Origin of the sequence: Flavobacterium sp. RSSB_23 (assembly GCF_051547145.1) — a bacterium.
GTDB lineage: Bacteria > Bacteroidota > Bacteroidia > Flavobacteriales > Flavobacteriaceae > Flavobacterium.
This window is the reverse complement of the sequence record NZ_JBPTTO010000008.1, coordinates 34227-50916: the sequence shown is the minus strand read 5'-3', so window position 1 is coordinate 50916 and position 16690 is coordinate 34227. Positions and strand designations below refer to the sequence as shown.

The 16690-nt window shown below is 35.1% G+C and carries 14 protein-coding genes; 4 read left to right on the top strand and 10 right to left on the bottom strand.

The annotated features are described in order from the left end of the window. Window positions 1-96: 96 nt before the first annotated feature. Window positions 97-1195, bottom strand: a protein-coding gene (gene prfB / locus ACSVH9_RS12515) for a peptide chain release factor 2 (RefSeq protein ID WP_298297384.1) whose coding sequence is annotated in 2 segments (ribosomal slippage) — window positions 97-1131 and window positions 1133-1195 — 1098 coding nt in all. Because the reading frame shifts where the segments join, the coding sequence is not laid out codon by codon here. An 89-nt stretch (window positions 1196-1284) separates the two neighbouring features. On the opposite strand from prfB, the gene ACSVH9_RS12510 reads away from it, so the two are divergent. Continuing rightward, window positions 1285-2313 carry a threonine aldolase family protein gene (locus ACSVH9_RS12510; RefSeq protein WP_159684243.1) on the top strand — a complete coding sequence of 343 codons (1029 nt, stop codon included), beginning with the start codon at window positions 1285-1287 and terminating at the stop codon, window positions 2311-2313. Between the two features lie 41 nt (window positions 2314-2354). Here ACSVH9_RS12510 and ACSVH9_RS12505 read toward each other — a convergent pair whose 3' ends face one another. Next, window positions 2355-2675, bottom strand: coding sequence for a YbaB/EbfC family nucleoid-associated protein (locus ACSVH9_RS12505; protein WP_438064008.1), 321 nt, complete (start codon window positions 2673-2675; stop codon window positions 2355-2357). 143 nt (window positions 2676-2818) lie between these two features. Here ACSVH9_RS12505 and ACSVH9_RS12500 point away from each other — a divergent pair, with 143 nt between their 5' ends. Together ACSVH9_RS12500 and ACSVH9_RS12495 are read left to right on the top strand one after the other, a co-directional pair. Beyond that, the gene (locus ACSVH9_RS12500) at window positions 2819-4879 is read left to right on the top strand and encodes a S9 family peptidase (protein WP_438064007.1); all 2061 of its coding nucleotides are present in this window, start codon (window positions 2819-2821) and stop codon (window positions 4877-4879) included. A gap of 69 nt (window positions 4880-4948) precedes the next feature. Beyond that, on the top strand, window positions 4949-5989 hold the full coding sequence (locus ACSVH9_RS12495) for a PLP-dependent cysteine synthase family protein (RefSeq protein WP_438064006.1): 1041 nt from the start codon (window positions 4949-4951) through the stop codon (window positions 5987-5989). Between the two features lie 80 nt (window positions 5990-6069). On the opposite strand, the gene ACSVH9_RS12490 is transcribed toward ACSVH9_RS12495, so the two are convergent. From ACSVH9_RS12490 to ACSVH9_RS12455, 8 genes are all read right to left on the bottom strand, one after another. Next, on the bottom strand, window positions 6070-6780 hold the full coding sequence (locus ACSVH9_RS12490) for a YebC/PmpR family DNA-binding transcriptional regulator (RefSeq protein WP_159684256.1): 711 nt from the start codon (window positions 6778-6780) through the stop codon (window positions 6070-6072). 93 nt (window positions 6781-6873) lie between these two features. After that, window positions 6874-8901, bottom strand: a complete 2028-nt coding sequence (locus tag ACSVH9_RS12485) for a S41 family peptidase (RefSeq protein WP_438064005.1) — start codon at window positions 8899-8901, stop codon at window positions 6874-6876. A 6-nt stretch (window positions 8902-8907) separates the two neighbouring features. Continuing rightward, entirely contained in the window at window positions 8908-9990 is a 1083-nt protein-coding gene (gcvT, locus tag ACSVH9_RS12480) for a glycine cleavage system aminomethyltransferase GcvT (RefSeq protein WP_438064004.1), read from the bottom strand. 120 nt (window positions 9991-10110) lie between these two features. Further along, the gene (locus tag ACSVH9_RS12475) at window positions 10111-11550 is read right to left on the bottom strand and encodes a M20/M25/M40 family metallo-hydrolase (protein ID WP_438064003.1); all 1440 of its coding nucleotides are present in this window, start codon (window positions 11548-11550) and stop codon (window positions 10111-10113) included. 92 nt (window positions 11551-11642) lie between these two features. Beyond that, window positions 11643-13244 carry a GMC oxidoreductase gene (locus ACSVH9_RS12470; RefSeq protein WP_438064002.1) on the bottom strand — a complete coding sequence of 534 codons (1602 nt, stop codon included), beginning with the start codon at window positions 13242-13244 and terminating at the stop codon, window positions 11643-11645. A 2-nt stretch (window positions 13245-13246) separates the two neighbouring features. Continuing rightward, complete coding sequence (locus tag ACSVH9_RS12465; RefSeq protein ID WP_438064001.1) at window positions 13247-14299, bottom strand: alkane 1-monooxygenase; 1053 nt, start codon at window positions 14297-14299, stop codon at window positions 13247-13249. Window positions 14300-14376: 77 nt separating this feature from the next. Continuing rightward, window positions 14377-14922 (bottom strand): hypothetical protein, encoded by a 546-nt coding sequence (locus tag ACSVH9_RS12460; protein WP_438064000.1) that lies wholly within the window; start codon window positions 14920-14922, stop codon window positions 14377-14379. Window positions 14923-15044: 122 nt separating this feature from the next. Beyond that, window positions 15045-15932: a YitT family protein gene (locus ACSVH9_RS12455; protein WP_438063999.1), complete on the bottom strand. Its 888-nt coding sequence runs from the start codon at window positions 15930-15932 to the stop codon at window positions 15045-15047. 240 nt (window positions 15933-16172) lie between these two features. Between ACSVH9_RS12455 and ACSVH9_RS12450 the strand changes: the two genes are divergently transcribed. Continuing rightward, entirely contained in the window at window positions 16173-16685 is a 513-nt protein-coding gene (locus ACSVH9_RS12450; protein ID WP_438063998.1) for a hypothetical protein, read from the top strand. Window positions 16686-16690 lie beyond the last annotated feature (5 nt).

The window sequence follows — 16690 nt, the reverse complement described above, 5'->3', positions numbered from 1 at the left end:
GAAAGGGATGTTGTGAAAAAATACGCGATTGTATGAAAAAGGCATAAAAAAAACGACTACCTCTAAAAGTAGTCGTTCTATTAGTGTAACGAAGAATTATTCTTCTTCTTTTTGTCCCATCATCATTAAAAAAGCTTTTAAAAATGGGTCGATATTACCATTCATAACACTGTCAACATCGCTTGTTTCGTGGCCAGTACGAACATCTTTAACCAATTTATAGGGATGCATCACATAGTTTCTGATTTGTGAGCCCCATTCAATTTTCATTTTTTTAGCTTCGATTTCATCTCTAAGCGCTTGCTTCTTTTTTAATTCAATTTCATACAATTGAGATTTCAACAACTGCATGGCTTTGGTTTTATTATCTAATTGGGAACGTGTTTCTGAATTCTCGATAATAATTCCAGTAGGGTGGTGACGCAGACGTACTGCGGTCTCTACTTTGTTTACATTTTGTCCTCCAGCTCCACTTGAACGCATGGTTTCCCATGAAATATCGGCGGGATTAATCTCAATTTGAATGGTGTCATCTGCAAGAGGATACACATATACCGAAGCAAAAGAAGTATGTCTTTTGGCATTGCTATCAAAAGGGGAGATGCGAACCAAACGATGTACGCCATTTTCTCCTTTCAAATAACCAAATGAATAATCGCCTTCGAATTCTAAAGTAACGGTTTTAATTCCAGCGGATTCGCCCTTTTGGAAATTCAGTTCTTTAATTTTGTAACCGTATTTCTCGCCCCACATGATGTACATGCGCATCAACATTTCGGCCCAATCACAACTTTCGGTTCCACCAGCTCCAGCAGTAATTTGCAATACAGCACTTAGAGTATCTCCTTCATCCGAAAGCATGTTTTTGAACTCAATAGCTTCGATATGATTTTCAGCTAAAGTGTATTGTTCATCCAGTTCTTCAATACTAAGTTCACCTTCTTTATAAAAATCATAAGCAAGCTGTAATTCCTCGGTAAGCGAAGCAGCTTTGTCATAATCTTCAATCCACTTCTTTTTATTACGTAAGTTTTTTACAATGATTTCGGCTTCTTTTGCGTTATTCCAAAAGTCAGGAGCAAAAGTTTTTTCTTCTTCGTTGGTGATTTCAATGAGTTTAGCATCAACGTCAAAGATACCTCCTCAACGCACCAAGGCGCTCCACAATACCTTTAATTTGTTCGGTAGTTGTCATAAATTATTATTAATTTTGTTTTGCAAAAATATAAAAAAAATACCACAGCACAAGCTAAGGGCTTGCTGTGGCTGATATAAATACTACTTATGGAAATTAATTTAGTGAGTGATACTGTGACCAAACCTTCTCCAGAAATGTTGCAATATATGTTTAGAGCAGTTGTTGGTGACGATGTTTACAAACAAGATCCTACAGTAATTGAATTAGAAGCACGTGTAGCCGCAATGTTTGGAATGGAGGCTGGTTTGTTTTTTCCTTCAGGTACTATGGCGAATCAAACGGCTATAAAATTACACACCCAACCTGGTGAGCAGTTAATCGCTGATAAATATGCCCATGTTTACAATTATGAAGGTGGTGGAGTTTCGTTTAATAGCGGCGTTTCTTGCTGTTTATTGGATGGAAATAGAGGAATGATTACTGCAAATCAAGTCGCTGAAGCTATCAATGACCCCGAATTTTATCACAGTCCCAAAACAAGTTTGGTGTGTGTAGAAAACACAACAAATAAAGGTGGCGGAGCCTGCTACGATCTCGAAACCTTACAGCAAATCAAGCAAGTTTGCGATAGCAATAATTTAAAGTTTCATATGGATGGCGCCAGAATTTGGAATGCTTTGGTAGCCAAAAGACAAAATCCTAAGGAATACGGAAAGTTGTTTGACACTATTTCAGTTTGTTTGTCCAAAGGATTGGGAGCGCCAATTGGTTCAGTTTTGTTGGCTGATAAAGAAACCATTCATAGAGCCTTAAGAGTTCGTAAAATTTTAGGAGGCGGAATGCGTCAAGTAGGATATTTAGCGGCAGCAGGCATCTATGCTTTAGAAAATAACATCATGCGATTGACAGAAGACCATCGCAGAGCTAAAGAATTAGGACTGCTATTAAGTCGATTGCCTTGGGTGGAATCAGTAGAGCCTGTTGAGACGAATATTTTGATTTTTAAAGTGATTCCAAGTTTAAGTGATGCGCTTTTAATCGAAAAATTGCGTCAAAAGAACATCGCAATTAGTTCACTCGGAAAAGGAAAACTAAGAATTGTGACGCATTTGGATTACCGAGAAGTAATGCATTCTTATGTAATAGAAACCTTGCAACGTTTGTTTGTAGCATAAAAAAAAGGATTTAGAGTTGTACTTTAAATCCTTTTTTTTGATTATTTAAACAAGTTGTCCATTCCCGGAATCATCGGCATATCCATTTTTGCAACTGCATCTAACTCTGTTTGATTTACTTGATTGGCTCTTGCAATAGCTTTATTGAGTACCAAAATCAAATAGTCTTCGAGTTGTTCTTTGTCTTCTAGTAACGCATCAGCTATTGTGATTGATTTTACAGCGGTATTCGCTGTAACCGTAATTTTCAATAAACCATCTGAGCTCTGTTCATCAATCAAAACGGTGTCCAATCTTTTTTTTGTGTCCTCTATTTTTTGTTGGGTTTCTTTTAATTTACCCATCATTCCCATTAAATCCATTTTTGATTTTTTTTAAATTGTTGAGGCAAATTTACTATATTGCTGACTGATAATCAATAAAAAAAATAATGAAAAAATCGATACGATTGGGTTTGCTTTGTGTTATTTTTGCATTAACAATTTCAATGGCAAACGCACAAAAAATGGCTGAAAATATACAAGTACCTATAGCTAAAATTATTCCTAAAACGTTAGTAAAACATAATCATACTCGTATTGATAATTATTATTGGTTAAACGAAAGAGAGAATCCTGAAGTAATAGCTTATTTGAATCAAGAGAATGAGTATTACAATGCTAAAACGGCAGATACTAAGGAATTTCAAAAAGAGCTTTTTGAAGAAATGAAAGCTCGAATCAAAGAAGATGACCAGTCGGTTCCCTATTTTTACAACGGATATTTTTATATAACACGTTACGAAAAAGGGCAAGACTATCCTATTTATTCTAGAAAAAAGGGAAGTTTAACTGCTGCTGAAGAAATTCTTTTTAATTGTAATGAATTAGCCAAAGGACAATCTTATTTTCAGTTAGGAGGACTTAGTATTAGTCCTGATAATAAATACGCTTCTTTTGGAGTAGATACTAAAGGAAGAAGAATTTATACTATTCAAGTTAAGAATTTAGAAACAGGTGAAATTCTTTCAGATAAAATAGAAAATGTAACTGGAGGGTCGGTTTGGGCGAATGATAATGCGACTATTTTTTATACCCAACAAGACAAAGTTACCTTAAGAGCTGATAAAGTATATCGACACAAATTAGGGACTGATGCTAAAAATGATGTCTTGATTTTTGATGAAAAAGACGATACTTTCAATGTTTATGTAAGCAAAGAAAAATCAAGAAAGTATATTGTAATTGGCTCGGGAAGTACCTTAACTAGTGAGTATAGGATTTTGAATGCAGACCAACCTGAGGGTGAATTCAAAGTATTCCAACCAAGAGTTCGTGGTTTAGAGTATAGCATTTCTCATTATGGAGACTCTTTCTACGTGTTAACCAATAAAGACAAGGCGACTAATTTTAAATTAATGAAAACGCCTGAAAATGCTACTTCAAAAGAAAATTGGAAAGACTTAATTCCACATAGAAAAGATGTTCTATTGGAAGGCATCGAAATATTTAAAAACTATTTAGTAGTCGAGGAACGTTCGAATGGACTGAATCACATCAGAATCATGCCTTGGAGCGGAAAAGGAGATTATTATTTGCCTTTTGATAACGAAACCTACAGTGCTTATACTACCACAAATGTTGATTTTGATACGGACATTCTTAGATATGGTTACCAATCAATGGCAACGCCTTCTTCGGTTATCGATTTTAATATGGCAACCAAAACCAAAGAAGTGTTGAAAGAACAACAGGTATTGGGTGGAAAGTTTGATAAAAGCAACTACATAGAAGAACGTGTTTGGGCAACGGCTGCAGATGGTACTAAAGTGCCAATTTCGATGGTATATCATAAGTCTGTTAAGAAAGATGGGAAAAACCCATTGTTACTGTATGCGTACGGTTCGTATGGAAATACGATGGAACCTTATTTTTCTTCGACAAGATTAACATTGTTAGATAGAGGATTTGTATATGCTATAGCTCATATACGTGGAGGTGAAGATTTAGGAAGAAAATGGTATGAAGACGGGAAACTACTAAAAAAGAAAAACACTTTTACTGATTTTGTTGATTGTTCAAAATTTGTTATCCAACAAAAATATACTTCTGCAGAGCATTTATATGCTGAAGGCGGTTCAGCAGGTGGTTTGCTTATGGGAGCAGTAGTAAATATGGCTCCAGAATTGTATAATGGAGTAATCGCTCAAGTTCCTTTTGTTGATGTTGTAACAACTATGTTAGACGATAGTATTCCGCTTACAACGGGAGAGTACGACGAATGGGGGAATCCAAATGATAAAAAGTATTACGATTATATGTTGTCTTATTCTCCTTATGATAATGTGACAAAGCAAAAGTATCCTAATATGTTTGTTTCAACAGGTTTGCATGATTCGCAAGTACAATACTGGGAACCAGCAAAATGGGTGGCCAAATTAAGAACAATGAAAAATGATGATACAGTTTTGTACTTAGTGACTAATATGGATGCTGGTCATGGAGGAGCTTCAGGCCGATTTGAATCTTTAAAAGAATTAGCCAGAGAGTTTAGTTTTTTGTTAGATTTGGAGAAAATTAAAAAGTAATTGGATTTTTTTTGTTAGTTTTGCAACATATCTAAGGGGTTGCTAACAGCTTAGATTAACTATTTTTTTATGAAAGAAGAAATAAATGCTTACAATAATGTTTTAGAGTTAATAGGTAATACTCCACTTATTAAGCTAAATACAGTTACTCAGGAATTAGAAGGTAATTTCTATGCAAAAGTAGAAGCTTTTAATCCAGGACACTCATCAAAAGACAGAATTGCATTATACATAATCGAAGAAGCTGAACGAAAGGGCATACTATCACCAGGCGATACAATTATTGAAACTACTTCAGGAAATACAGGATTTAGTTTAGCAATGGTTAGTATTATTAAAGGCTACAATTGTATTCTTGCTGTGAGCTCCAAATCGTCAAAAGATAAAATTGATATGCTGAGAAGTTTAGGCGCAAAGGTATATGTTTGCCCAGCACACGTTTCAGCAGACGATGAACGTTCTTATTATAATGTTGCTAAAAGGCTACACGAAGAAACAAAAGGCTCGGTTTATATTAATCAATATTTCAATCAATTAAATATAGACGCACATTATTTGTCTACTGGTCCAGAAATTTGGAAACAAACCAATGGTAAAATCACTCATTTAGTTGCGTGTAGTGGAACAGGAGGGACGATTTCTGGAACGGCAAAATATTTAAAAGAACAAAATCCTGCAATTAAGATTTTAGGGGTAGATGCTTTTGGTTCTGTACTAAAGAAATACCACGAAACTAAAGAATTTGATAGCAGTGAGATTTATCCCTACCGTATTGAAGGATTGGGTAAAAATCTAATCCCAACCGCTACAGATTTTGATGTTATTGATAAATTCATGAAAGTAACAGATGAGGAAAGTGCTCATTCAACTAGAGAATTGGCTAGAAAAGAAGGCCTTTTTGTAGGGTATACTTCTGGTGCGGTTATGCAAGCTATAAAGCAATATGCAGAAGAAGGGGAATTTGATAAAGATAGTAATGTTATTGCTATTTTTCCAGACCACGGTTCTCGTTATATGAGCAAAGTATTTAGTGATGATTGGATGAACGATCAAGGCTTTTTTGATAGTGTCAACGAAGAAGAAGAGCAAAAAATAGAGTTTGTTAAATAATTTTAATAATCTTACCGCAAAAAAAAACTCCATTTATTAAAATGGAGTTTTTTTTTTTTTTTTTTGAATCTATAGGAAAGTTATTCTTCCATAGTATGGTAAACGTTCATCACGTCATCATCTTCTTCTAGCTTTTCAATCAATTTTTCAACATCAGCCATTTCAGCCTCTGTAAGTTTTTTAGTGATTTGTGGAATTCTCTCAAAACCAGAAGATAAAATGTCTAAATTTCTATTCTCTAGTTCTTTTTGAATGGTTCCAAAGCTACCAAAAGGAGCGTAAATCAATATTCCGTCTTCGTCTTCAAAAACTTCTTCAGCACCAAAATCGATTAATTCTAATTCTAATTCTTCGGCATCAATTCCTTCTTTTGGAATTCTAAAGTTACAAGTGTGGTCAAACATGAATTCAACCGAACCTTGTGTACCTAGCGCACCGTTACATTTGTTGAAGTAGCTTCTAACGTTAGCAACAGTTCTGTTATTATTGTCAGTAGCCGTTTCTATTAAAAGCGCAATACCATGTGGTGCATAGCCTTCAAAAAGCACTTCTTTATAGTTAGCAGTATCTTTATCAGTTGCTTTTTTTATCGCACGTTCTACGTTATCTTTAGGCATGTTCGCTGCCTTAGCATTTTGTATTACGGCTCTTAATCTCGAATTGGCATCTGGGTTTGGACCTCCCTCTTTTACTGCCATTACGATATCTTTACCAATTCTAGTAAAGGCTTTGGCCATTGCAGACCAACGTTTCATTTTTCTACCTTTTCGGAATTCAAAAGCTCTTCCCATTTCTATAAATATTTTGAACTGCAAAAATACAGTTATTCCTTATTTTACCAAATTCATTTCAATTCTTTTGTTGTAATTTTAGTAGGCACCAGATTATTTTAGCACAAAATAATCATTGATGATTTGTATGGCTTCGTTTAAGTAGTGATTGTTTTTCAAGGCCAAAATTTGTGTCTCTTTTAACGCTCTTTCAGAAGGGTATACTTTTAATAGCGATTCGTTAAACGAACAGTTTTTTACATTCAAACTAATACTTTCATCTTTGAAAGAATTGAGGCTTTCCCATAATGTAGTGACCAATTTTTGTTCCTCAAAAACAGTTTCAATTTGCATTGGAATTATGGTTTTCGGATTTTTAATCAATTCATCGATTCTTTTATTCATACTAACGACATTGTTAAAATAGGAACTTGCCGTTACTCGTTTTTCACTGTTTTTTGCCAAATGATGAATCAATTTATTCTTTACATAAGGAGTAAAAGGAATGGAGGTTGGTAAAACATCATTTTTAAATGCAGTAGGGTAATCCTTTTCTTTTTGAATAATGGATTCATAGAGTATTGGCACTTGCACATCTGGTAGGACGCCAATACTTTGATGACTTTTGCCTGTAATGCGGTAAAATTTGTTAATCGTTACTTTGACAAAGTTCTCTTCATTATTATCAATTGGAAGTATGGTTTGCATTGTTGCTTTTCCTAAGGTACTACTTCCAATAACCATAGCTCTGTTGTAATCTTGCAGTATAGTGGCAAAAAACTCACTAGCTGATGCCGTATTTCCATTGACTAAAATAATCACAGGCCCCTTGTATAAGTAGCCTCGATAAGGGTCTTGAATGATTTGTTGTTTTTGACTTTTGTCCACTACTATAGAAATAGGACCGTGGTGAACAAATAAACCAGCTAATTTAATGGCTTCTTCCATAGAACCACCACCGTTATCCATCAGGTCAATGACCAATCCATCTATATCATCGTTTTGTAATTTTACGATTTCGGTACCTACGTCTTCAGCACAACCAGTTTTATCATTACTTTCAAAATTGGAGTAGAAACTAGGGATTTTGATGTAGCCAATTTTATTTTTCTCTTCAACGATATAACTAAAAACGGTATTTTGTTCGTCTTTTAAAACTTCTTTTTCAAGGGTGACGCTAAAGTTTTTTTCACCCTTTCTTTTGATGGTGAGCGTGATGATTTTGTTAGCATCCGACACAATTAAATCTCCTATTTCTTCTAAAGAGGAACAAGTGACTTTTAGCGTTTCTTGTTCATTGGCAATGGAAATGATTTGGTCACCTTTTTTTAGTTTTCCATTTTTAAAAGCGGGGCCATTGGGGTCTATATCTTCAATGATGATTTGATTTTTTTCATTCAAAGACACTAAAAAACCCAAAGAAAGCTTTTCTTTTGATAAAGAAGAAACGAAATTCGATTTGCTATTGACACTAAAATAATTGGTATGCGGGTCAAAATAGGTGCAAAAGAAACCAAAGACTTTTTCAGAAATACTGCTTGTTTTCTTTAGTTGCGCACTAATTTTACATAGCTCATTTTGAATAACAATTTCTTTGTAATAATTGGTCAGTGATTTGAAATTGGATTGAATTGAATCAAGATTTTTACTGCTTGCAGCAATTTCATTTAGGACATCAAAGCGAATTTTTTTTCTCCAAATTTTTTCAAACTCCTTTTCAGTCATATAAACAGGAAAGGCTTTTTTGTACATTCTGATGGTGTCAGGAGTATTGAAATTTAAAGAATCTTTATTGAGTTTTTCTAATACCGATTTGTTGCGAAGAAGTGCTTTTTGGTAAATGTCTTCAAAGGTTGTAATGAATTGGCAATCGTCTTTTTGTACTAAATCGTCAATTTGTAAACGGTAATTTTTTGATAAAGTATCGTACTCCGACTTATAAAATAGATTTCTTCCTGCATCCAAATCGTTGATTAGATTATCAAAAATAAAAACCGATAGACTATCGTCTACCGGTTTTGGTTGTACATGCTCTTGTTGAAGTAACGCATTTATTTTGGAAAGAATTTTACATGGTGAGGCGTTATTTTGAGCCATTAAGTGACCACCAACAAGTAAGGCTACCAGTAAAATTTTTTTCATGATACATTATTTTTTGTAGAAAGGAAGTTTTACCACTTTGGCTGGTACATCGTTCTTTCTAATTCTTATAAAGATATCGCTATCTATAGCACTATTGGCAGTAGTTACATAGCCTAAACCAATACCTTTGTTCATAGAAGGCGACATCGTTCCAGAAGTTACAATTCCGATTACAGCTCCAGAAGCATCTACGATTTCGTAATCATGTCTTGGAACGGCGCGTTCTTGCATTTCAAAAGCTACTAGTTTTTTGGTCACTCCAGCTTCTTTTTGCTTTTTTAAGTTTTCTGAATTCGTAAATTCTTTTGTGAATTTGGTAATCCATCCTAAACCAGCTTCAAGAGGTGAAGTAGTGTCGTTGATGTCATTTCCGTACAAACAGAATCCCATTTCTAAACGTAAAGTATCTCTCGCCGCTAAACCGATTGGTTTGATATCAAAAGTTGCACCAGCTTCGAATACTTTGTTCCAAATAGTTTCAACTTGGTCATTCTTGCAATAGATTTCAAATCCTCCTGAACCAGTATAGCCTGTTGCAGAGATGATTATATCATTAAAACCAGCGAATTCCGCTACTTCAAAATGATAGTAAGCAATCGCAGACAAATCAATTGTAGCCAATGATTGCATAGCTTCAACGGCTTTTGGTCCTTGTATAGCTAATAACGAATAATCATCAGAAAGATTTTCCATTACTACTCCTAAATCATTATGAGATGAAATCCAATTCCAATCTTTTTCAATGTTTGAAGCATTAACCACCAAAAGGTATTTTTCCTCTTCCATTTTGTAAATGATTAAATCATCTACGATTCCACCTTCATTATTAGGCAAACAAGAATATTGAGCTCTACCTATGGTTAAGGTAGCGGCATCATTTGAAGTTACTTTTTGAATCAAAGCCAAAGCATTAGGTCCTGAAAGAAAAAATTCACCCATATGCGAAACATCAAATACACCCACCCCGTTACGAACGGTTTCGTGTTCTACATTTACTCCTTCATAAAGAATTGGCATATTATACCCTGCAAAAGGTAACATTTTTGCTCCTAAACCTTCGTGTATGTGCGTAAGCGCGGTATTTTTCATTGTGTTTTTTATATAAAATTTAGTGGGGCTAATTTATTGATTTTATTTCTCGTGGCAAAGAATTGCTAAGGATATTCAATCAACGAATTTGGTCTAAGTTTTAAATTATTAGCAATAAAATTAAAAATCATTAAGATTTTGAAATAATCGTATGTAAAATCGAATCATATTGTGGTAATTTTTTATTTCAACATGTTCGTCAAATCCGTGAATATGTTCTAAGTCGGCATTGCTAAAGTGCATAGGGATAAACCGAAGAATATTGTTGCAAGTAAGGTTGAAATGACGAGAGTCAGTGGAACCAATAACCAAAACGGGGGCAACTAGGGTTTTTGGAAAAATTTCGTTACAACTTTTCTCCAAGGCACGGTAACCCACAGATTTTTTTTTGGCAATAGGTGAGGCGTTAACGGCTTCTCCTTTAAAGCTTACTTTTACCTTTGGATTATCAATTACTTTTTTTAGATAAGGCATGATATCTTTGATAGAATCACCTGGAATCAATCTGAAGTTTATCGTTGCAGAAGCCTTGTGCGGAAGGACATTTTCGGACTCACCAGATGAAAACATAGTAGTTGCTGCTGTAGTCCTAATCAAAGCATTGGTCGAATATTTTTTTGACAGTTCTTTTTTAATCATGCCACTAAAAAGCCAACTATTTTTAAAAATCACTTTTTTTGAAAAATCCATTTCAGGGGCAATTTCATCAAACATTTTCTTTGCCAATCCATGATAATGCGCCCGAAAAGGTTTGTTCTCTATATTGGCTATTGCTTGGCTTAATATGCCTATAGCGGTATGTTTTGAAGGCATAGAGGAATGACCACTTTCTTGGTTCACGGTTAGTTCTACGGTGGCATATCCTTTTTCGGCAATACCAATAAAGGCAATGGGTTTGGCTACTTCTGGAATAATGTCCAGTCCAACGCCTGGGCCTTCGTCGAGTATGAATTCAAATTCGATTTTATTTTTTATGAACCAATCGGCAATTTCTTTAGCACCATTGCCATAGGTTTCTTCATCATCTCCAAAAACAAAATAAGTAGTTCTTAGGGGTTCAAAATTGTTTTTGAGGGCATATTCTGCGGCTTCCAGTAAACCTATAAGTGAAGACTTGTCATCGAGCGTACCGCGTCCGTAAATGTGTCCGTCTTTGATTACTCCACCAAATGGGGGGAATTGCCACTTGTTTTGTTGGTGTTTTGCAGGCACAACATCTTGGTGCGCCATAAATAAATTTGGTTTTAAAGAGGGATTAGTACCTTCCCATTTTAATAGAATGGAGCGGGAGTTGAAGGGAATTTCTGTGCATGTTTCAAAAACCAAGGGATAGGTTGCCTTAAGGAAATCCTTAAATTTTTTGAACTCTCCGTTGTAAAAGGTCAAGGAATCTCTTTTGGAAACGGTTTCAAATTGAATGGCATTAACTAAGTGTTGTGTAGCAGAATCACTAATGATGATGTTTTCGTATTGTATGGTCTTTTTTTTCTTTTTTCGAAAAAATTGTGCTTGGGTATTTATGGCGAAAAGTAAAAAAAAGATATAGCAATAAAATTTCATCTTTTGTGAATTTTTAACATCAAATAGGGGGAACTTCTATTGCTAAAATAGGCAAAAAATGTTAATTTTTTTCAATATGTTAATGATTTAACTTAAATGTTCTGATTTGTTTGCTTTGGAGGGATTATACTCATGGCTCTTTCTGTAATAGCTGTAATCGTCAAACTTGGATTGACACCAATATTAGCAGAAATCATACTACCATCACAAATGAGCATGTTTTTGTAATTGTAAACCTCATTGTTTTGATTGATTACACCTTCATTAGCATCTTTGCCCATACAAGCGCCTCCTAATATATGTGCCGTGGTCGGAATTCCGAACAAGGCTTCGGTACTTATTACCATTGCTTTGCCGTTGATAATACCTTCTACTTTTTTTGCTAAAGTTTGAGCGACTGGATTAAATGCAGTGGGTGGTTTGCCTTCGTCTATATTTGTTTTTAGTAGCCCGAATTGAGACAACTGCATTTTTAAGGTTGAATCAATGCTTTCCATATAAAGCAATATTTGTGTTCGTTTGCTCCAATCGGATACAAAAAACGTCTTTAGATAGGCTAGTGGCTCAAGACAAATTGCTTTAATCATTTTAAAAATTCGACTAAGCAAAGTAGAGCCTTGAATCATTGGAGCCATTAGTAATCGCCAAAATCCTGAGCCTTCAGAATATTTTACAGGTTCTATATGTCGGTTTTCATCAAGGTGTACGATAGAACCAATTGCAATTCCTTTAGAGAAATTTGTTGTTTTGTCAAAAGTTGTGACTCCAATTAAGCTCTCCGAATTGGTACGAACGCCTTTGCCTACTGTTGTTGATAAGTTGGGGAGCGAGGTCGATTGTAGTCGGAGCAATAACCCTAAAGTACCCAACACTCCTCCAGCAAAAACAACGCCCTTTGTTCTGATTTTTTTCTTTTTCGGAAATAGGGAAAGTGAATCTTTACAGAGCACTTCATATCCATCACTACCGTCGTGATTTAAAGGGATGACATCATAGACTAATGTTTTGGCTACTATTTTGCAATCATAGCGTTGCGCTAGATGCAAATAGTTCTTATCTAAAGTATTCTTGGCATTGTGTCTACAACCCAACATACACCCTCCGCATTGAATGCAACCCGTTCTATCAGGACCTTTTCCTTCAAAATAGGGGGCCGGTTGTGTAACATTAGGTTGACCAAAGTATACCGCAACATCTGTTTTTTCAAAAGCGGAAGGCTGGTTCAGTACGTTAGCCAATTCTTGCATGACAACTTCGCTTTTGCTGGTATAAGGATGTTTTTCGGCACCTAGCATTTTTTTGGCTAAAGTGTAAAAAGGAGCCAATTCTTCTTCCCAATCGCATAAAGTTTTCCAAGAACCTGACTTAAAAAAGGGGCTTTTGGGTACAGGAAGTGTGTTTGCATAAACCAAAGAACCGCCACCAACTCCAACGCCACTCAGAACAGCAACGTGTCTAAAAAAGGTTAATTTCAGTAATCCCGACCAACTTAGTTGAGGCAGCCAAAGCCACTTTCTGAGATTCCAATTGGTTTTAGGGAAATCTTCGGGCTTGTTGAACCATTTTCCTTTTTCTATGACAACTACTTTGTACCCTTTTTCAGCCAAGCGTAATGCTGAAACAGAACCTCCAAAACCACTGCCAATAACTACATAATCACAATCTAATTTTTGTGACAGCGCTTGCTCTTTCATAATTACTTTATTTGTTGATTAGTATAGTGTTGCAGTTGCTTGTGCATGACTAAAAACCATAGGGGTGGAATGAAGGAAAGTAACATCATTCCGGGATAACCCGTTGGCATCTGCGGACTTTGTTCGTGATGGCGCAAAAGCGGATATTTTCGGCTTGCAATATAATGATGGTCGGAATGTCTGGATAATTCCAATAATAAAATCCTGCCCAACGGATGATTAGAATTCCAGGAATGTACCGGAAGTGTTCTTTCATAGCGTTCTCCTTTTCGTGAACGTCTAAGACCATAGTGCTCGATATAATTTACGGTTTCTAAAAGCAATATGCCAATAAAAGCACCTATTGTAAAAAACACAGCAGTCTGAATTCCATAAATGAAAATAATTGAAAGGATAAAAGTGAGTTGTATCAATTGAAATTGGAGCATTTCATTATGGATACTCCAAAACGATTGTTGCTTGAGCTGCAATCGTTTCTTTTCTAAATCCCAAGCAGATAGCCAACCTTTGTAAATGGACCTTAGGTAAAAAGCATAAACTGTTTCCCCATATCTACTAGAAGCAGGGTCCTCGTTTGTTGCTACGTTCTTGTGATGCCCTCGATTATGTTCAATAAAGAAGTGCATGTAGAGCGTGGTCGCCAATAATAATTTACTCAATGTTTGTACTGTTTTAGAACTTCGGTGTCCAAGTTCATGAGCGGCATTGATACCAAGAACACCACAAGAAATACCAAAAGCAGAAGTCAGACCAAATTGAGTAAGTAAAGTGAGATTGGGAGTACTTACTTTTTCTAAGAAGTACATTAAAATGAAGTATTGTAAGGGAACCAAACCCAAGAGAATCCAGTCATAGAATTTGTTTTTAGCAGCAATGATTTCTTGTTCTTCGTTGAGATTTTGGTTACTGGCTTTGGTAAATAATTCAAGAAAAGGAACAAGAACAAATACAAAAAACACCGCAAAAAATGACCAATACGTTGTTGACGATAACGAAAGGAGTACTACAATAGGGGTAATGTATACAAATAAATAGGTCCAGTTGGTATTTTTCATAGTTCACAGGAAAGGAATGAATAGTATACAAACTTGGTGTAATTTTTAATGGTTTTTTAGACGTTACCGTTTAAAAGTTATGATTTTGGGTCCAATGCAAGCACCATCGCTCTAATTTCGTTGAGATAATTAATAAGCCAAGTTGCATTTAAATTCTTTTCGGTAATCTGAAGGTAAAAATTCTCTATGGTCAAATTCAGTATCATCTTGGCGAGTGCTGGATTGGTTTTTAGTCCAAGTGCTTCAGCCCAAATGTCTAAAAAAGCAGCTTCGACTGGACGATTCGCTTCAATAAAACAGTTTTGAAAACTAGGGATATCCCTATGAATTCGCAATTGACGATTGAATAAAATATCGGTTTTTACTTCGAGCAATACTTCTATTAAATCAGGATTGATGCTTTTGCATTGGGCTATTTTTTGGGCAATAATTTTGGATTGGACCAAATGATACTGCAATAGTTCTTCTGTAAAAATGGTGACATCGGCAAAATGATGGTAAAAGGAAGATTTATTTTTGGCAACCACTCTCGCTAAGACTTCTATTTTTAGTCCTTTTGGACCTTCATTGGCAAAAATGGTATAGCCCGAAGTAATCCAAGGTTGTTTGATTTCTAGTTTCATTTAGACGAATTTATTTCAAACAATAGTAGTGATAAAAGACTGAATTTTCAATGCTGTACACTAAAATAATGCAACTGAAAAGTAGAGAAGTAATTGTTGTTTTTCAATTTAGGAATCCGTAGTTAATGCTTGTGTTTGAGTCTCAAAATGCCTCCACTTGCCTCTTTTATGAATTGTATATAGGTAAAGGCTTGTGGGTCAATTAGTTTTATTTCGTCTTTGATTCTGAGTAATTCCAAACGCGTTACAATGGTTACTATTATATCACAAGAGGACTTTACGTCAAAACTCTCTGGTAGATAGCCTCTTTCGCCTTTAATTACTGTGATGCCTTTGCCAAGTTTTTGAACGACCAATTCTTTCATTTCTTCACTTTTAGCAGAAATAATATGCAAGGCGGTGTACTGTTCAACCCCGTGCGAAATATAATCTAAAGCTTTGACCGCAGAAAAATAAGTAACAATAGAATACAAGGCAGTTGCAATTCCAAATGTCCAAGCTGCCGCTAAAAAAAGCAAGCTATTCATAGCAAAAATAACTTCAGAAACGTTAAGCCCAATTTTTCTTGTGGTTAATAACGCTACTATCTCCATACCATCTGCTACTGAACCACTCCTGATACACAATCCCATTCCAACACCAATCAAACAACCTCCAAATAAGGCAATCAAAAGGCGGTCAGAGGTTACAGCATCAAATTCGATTATTGTCATACCTACAGCGATAAGAACAAATGTAATAAGGCTTTGAATGGCAAACGTTAACCCCAATAATCGTTGTCCTAAAAACAAAAAGGGAATATTCAATAGAAGTACTAAAATACCAAAAGGCCAATGTGTGATTTCGTGAATTAAAATAGAAACGCCAATTACTCCACCATCCAAAAATTTATTAGGAATCATAAACCCCTTTAACGCAACTACTATAAATGCAACACCTATTAAATTGAGTAAAATGTTTTTTGGATGAAGAATTTCTTTCCAATCAATTAGGACTGAGTTTGACATCATGTTTTGACTATTTTATGATATAAATGTACTTATTTATTTTGTAATGTACTTGTAAACAATGAATTAATTGTTTTTTTATGGTGTGTTCCTTTAAAAAGTTTGGTTTTAAAAGCAGAATTGAAAAGGACTAACTAAAAAAGTGTATCTTTGATTGAAATAGTTTTATCTATCTAAAAATCAGTTTCTTAACCTACTTACTATCTTGGCTTTGACTAGTGTTTAATTAAAAATAGTATCAAAATGGGTAAAAGAGTAAAAATTCAGTTGAATGTAGAAGCAAGCCGATTGTTTCAAATGTCGAATCCTACACAGCAGGACATACACGAACGTTGTTATTTGTCAGACGATAACGGTGGTTTTTCAGAGAGTGGAAACATACAAGATTTTTTGTCAAATGTGTATCTTACCCAAGAAGTAGAATGGGAAGGGGTAACCGATGATGCTTGGTATTCTATTGCCATTGACAAAGTTGTTTATGATTTAGATGCCAGCAACGATGATTTTGAAATGTGTTTTGGAAATGACGAATCCGATGATTTGACCATTATTGGTAAAGGAGGGGTTTCAGGTAATGTAGTTGCCACGGTTAAAGACAGAGAAAGTTTAATTGGAAAACAAAACGTATATAAAATCCATTTTTCAGTGCATTACAAAGAGGAATCAAAATCCTATTTAATTGACCCTAAAGTTGAAATTAATCCGAACAATCCGGGGGTTACTCCTAAACTGGAAATCAATCCTGATACAATCTAAACGCT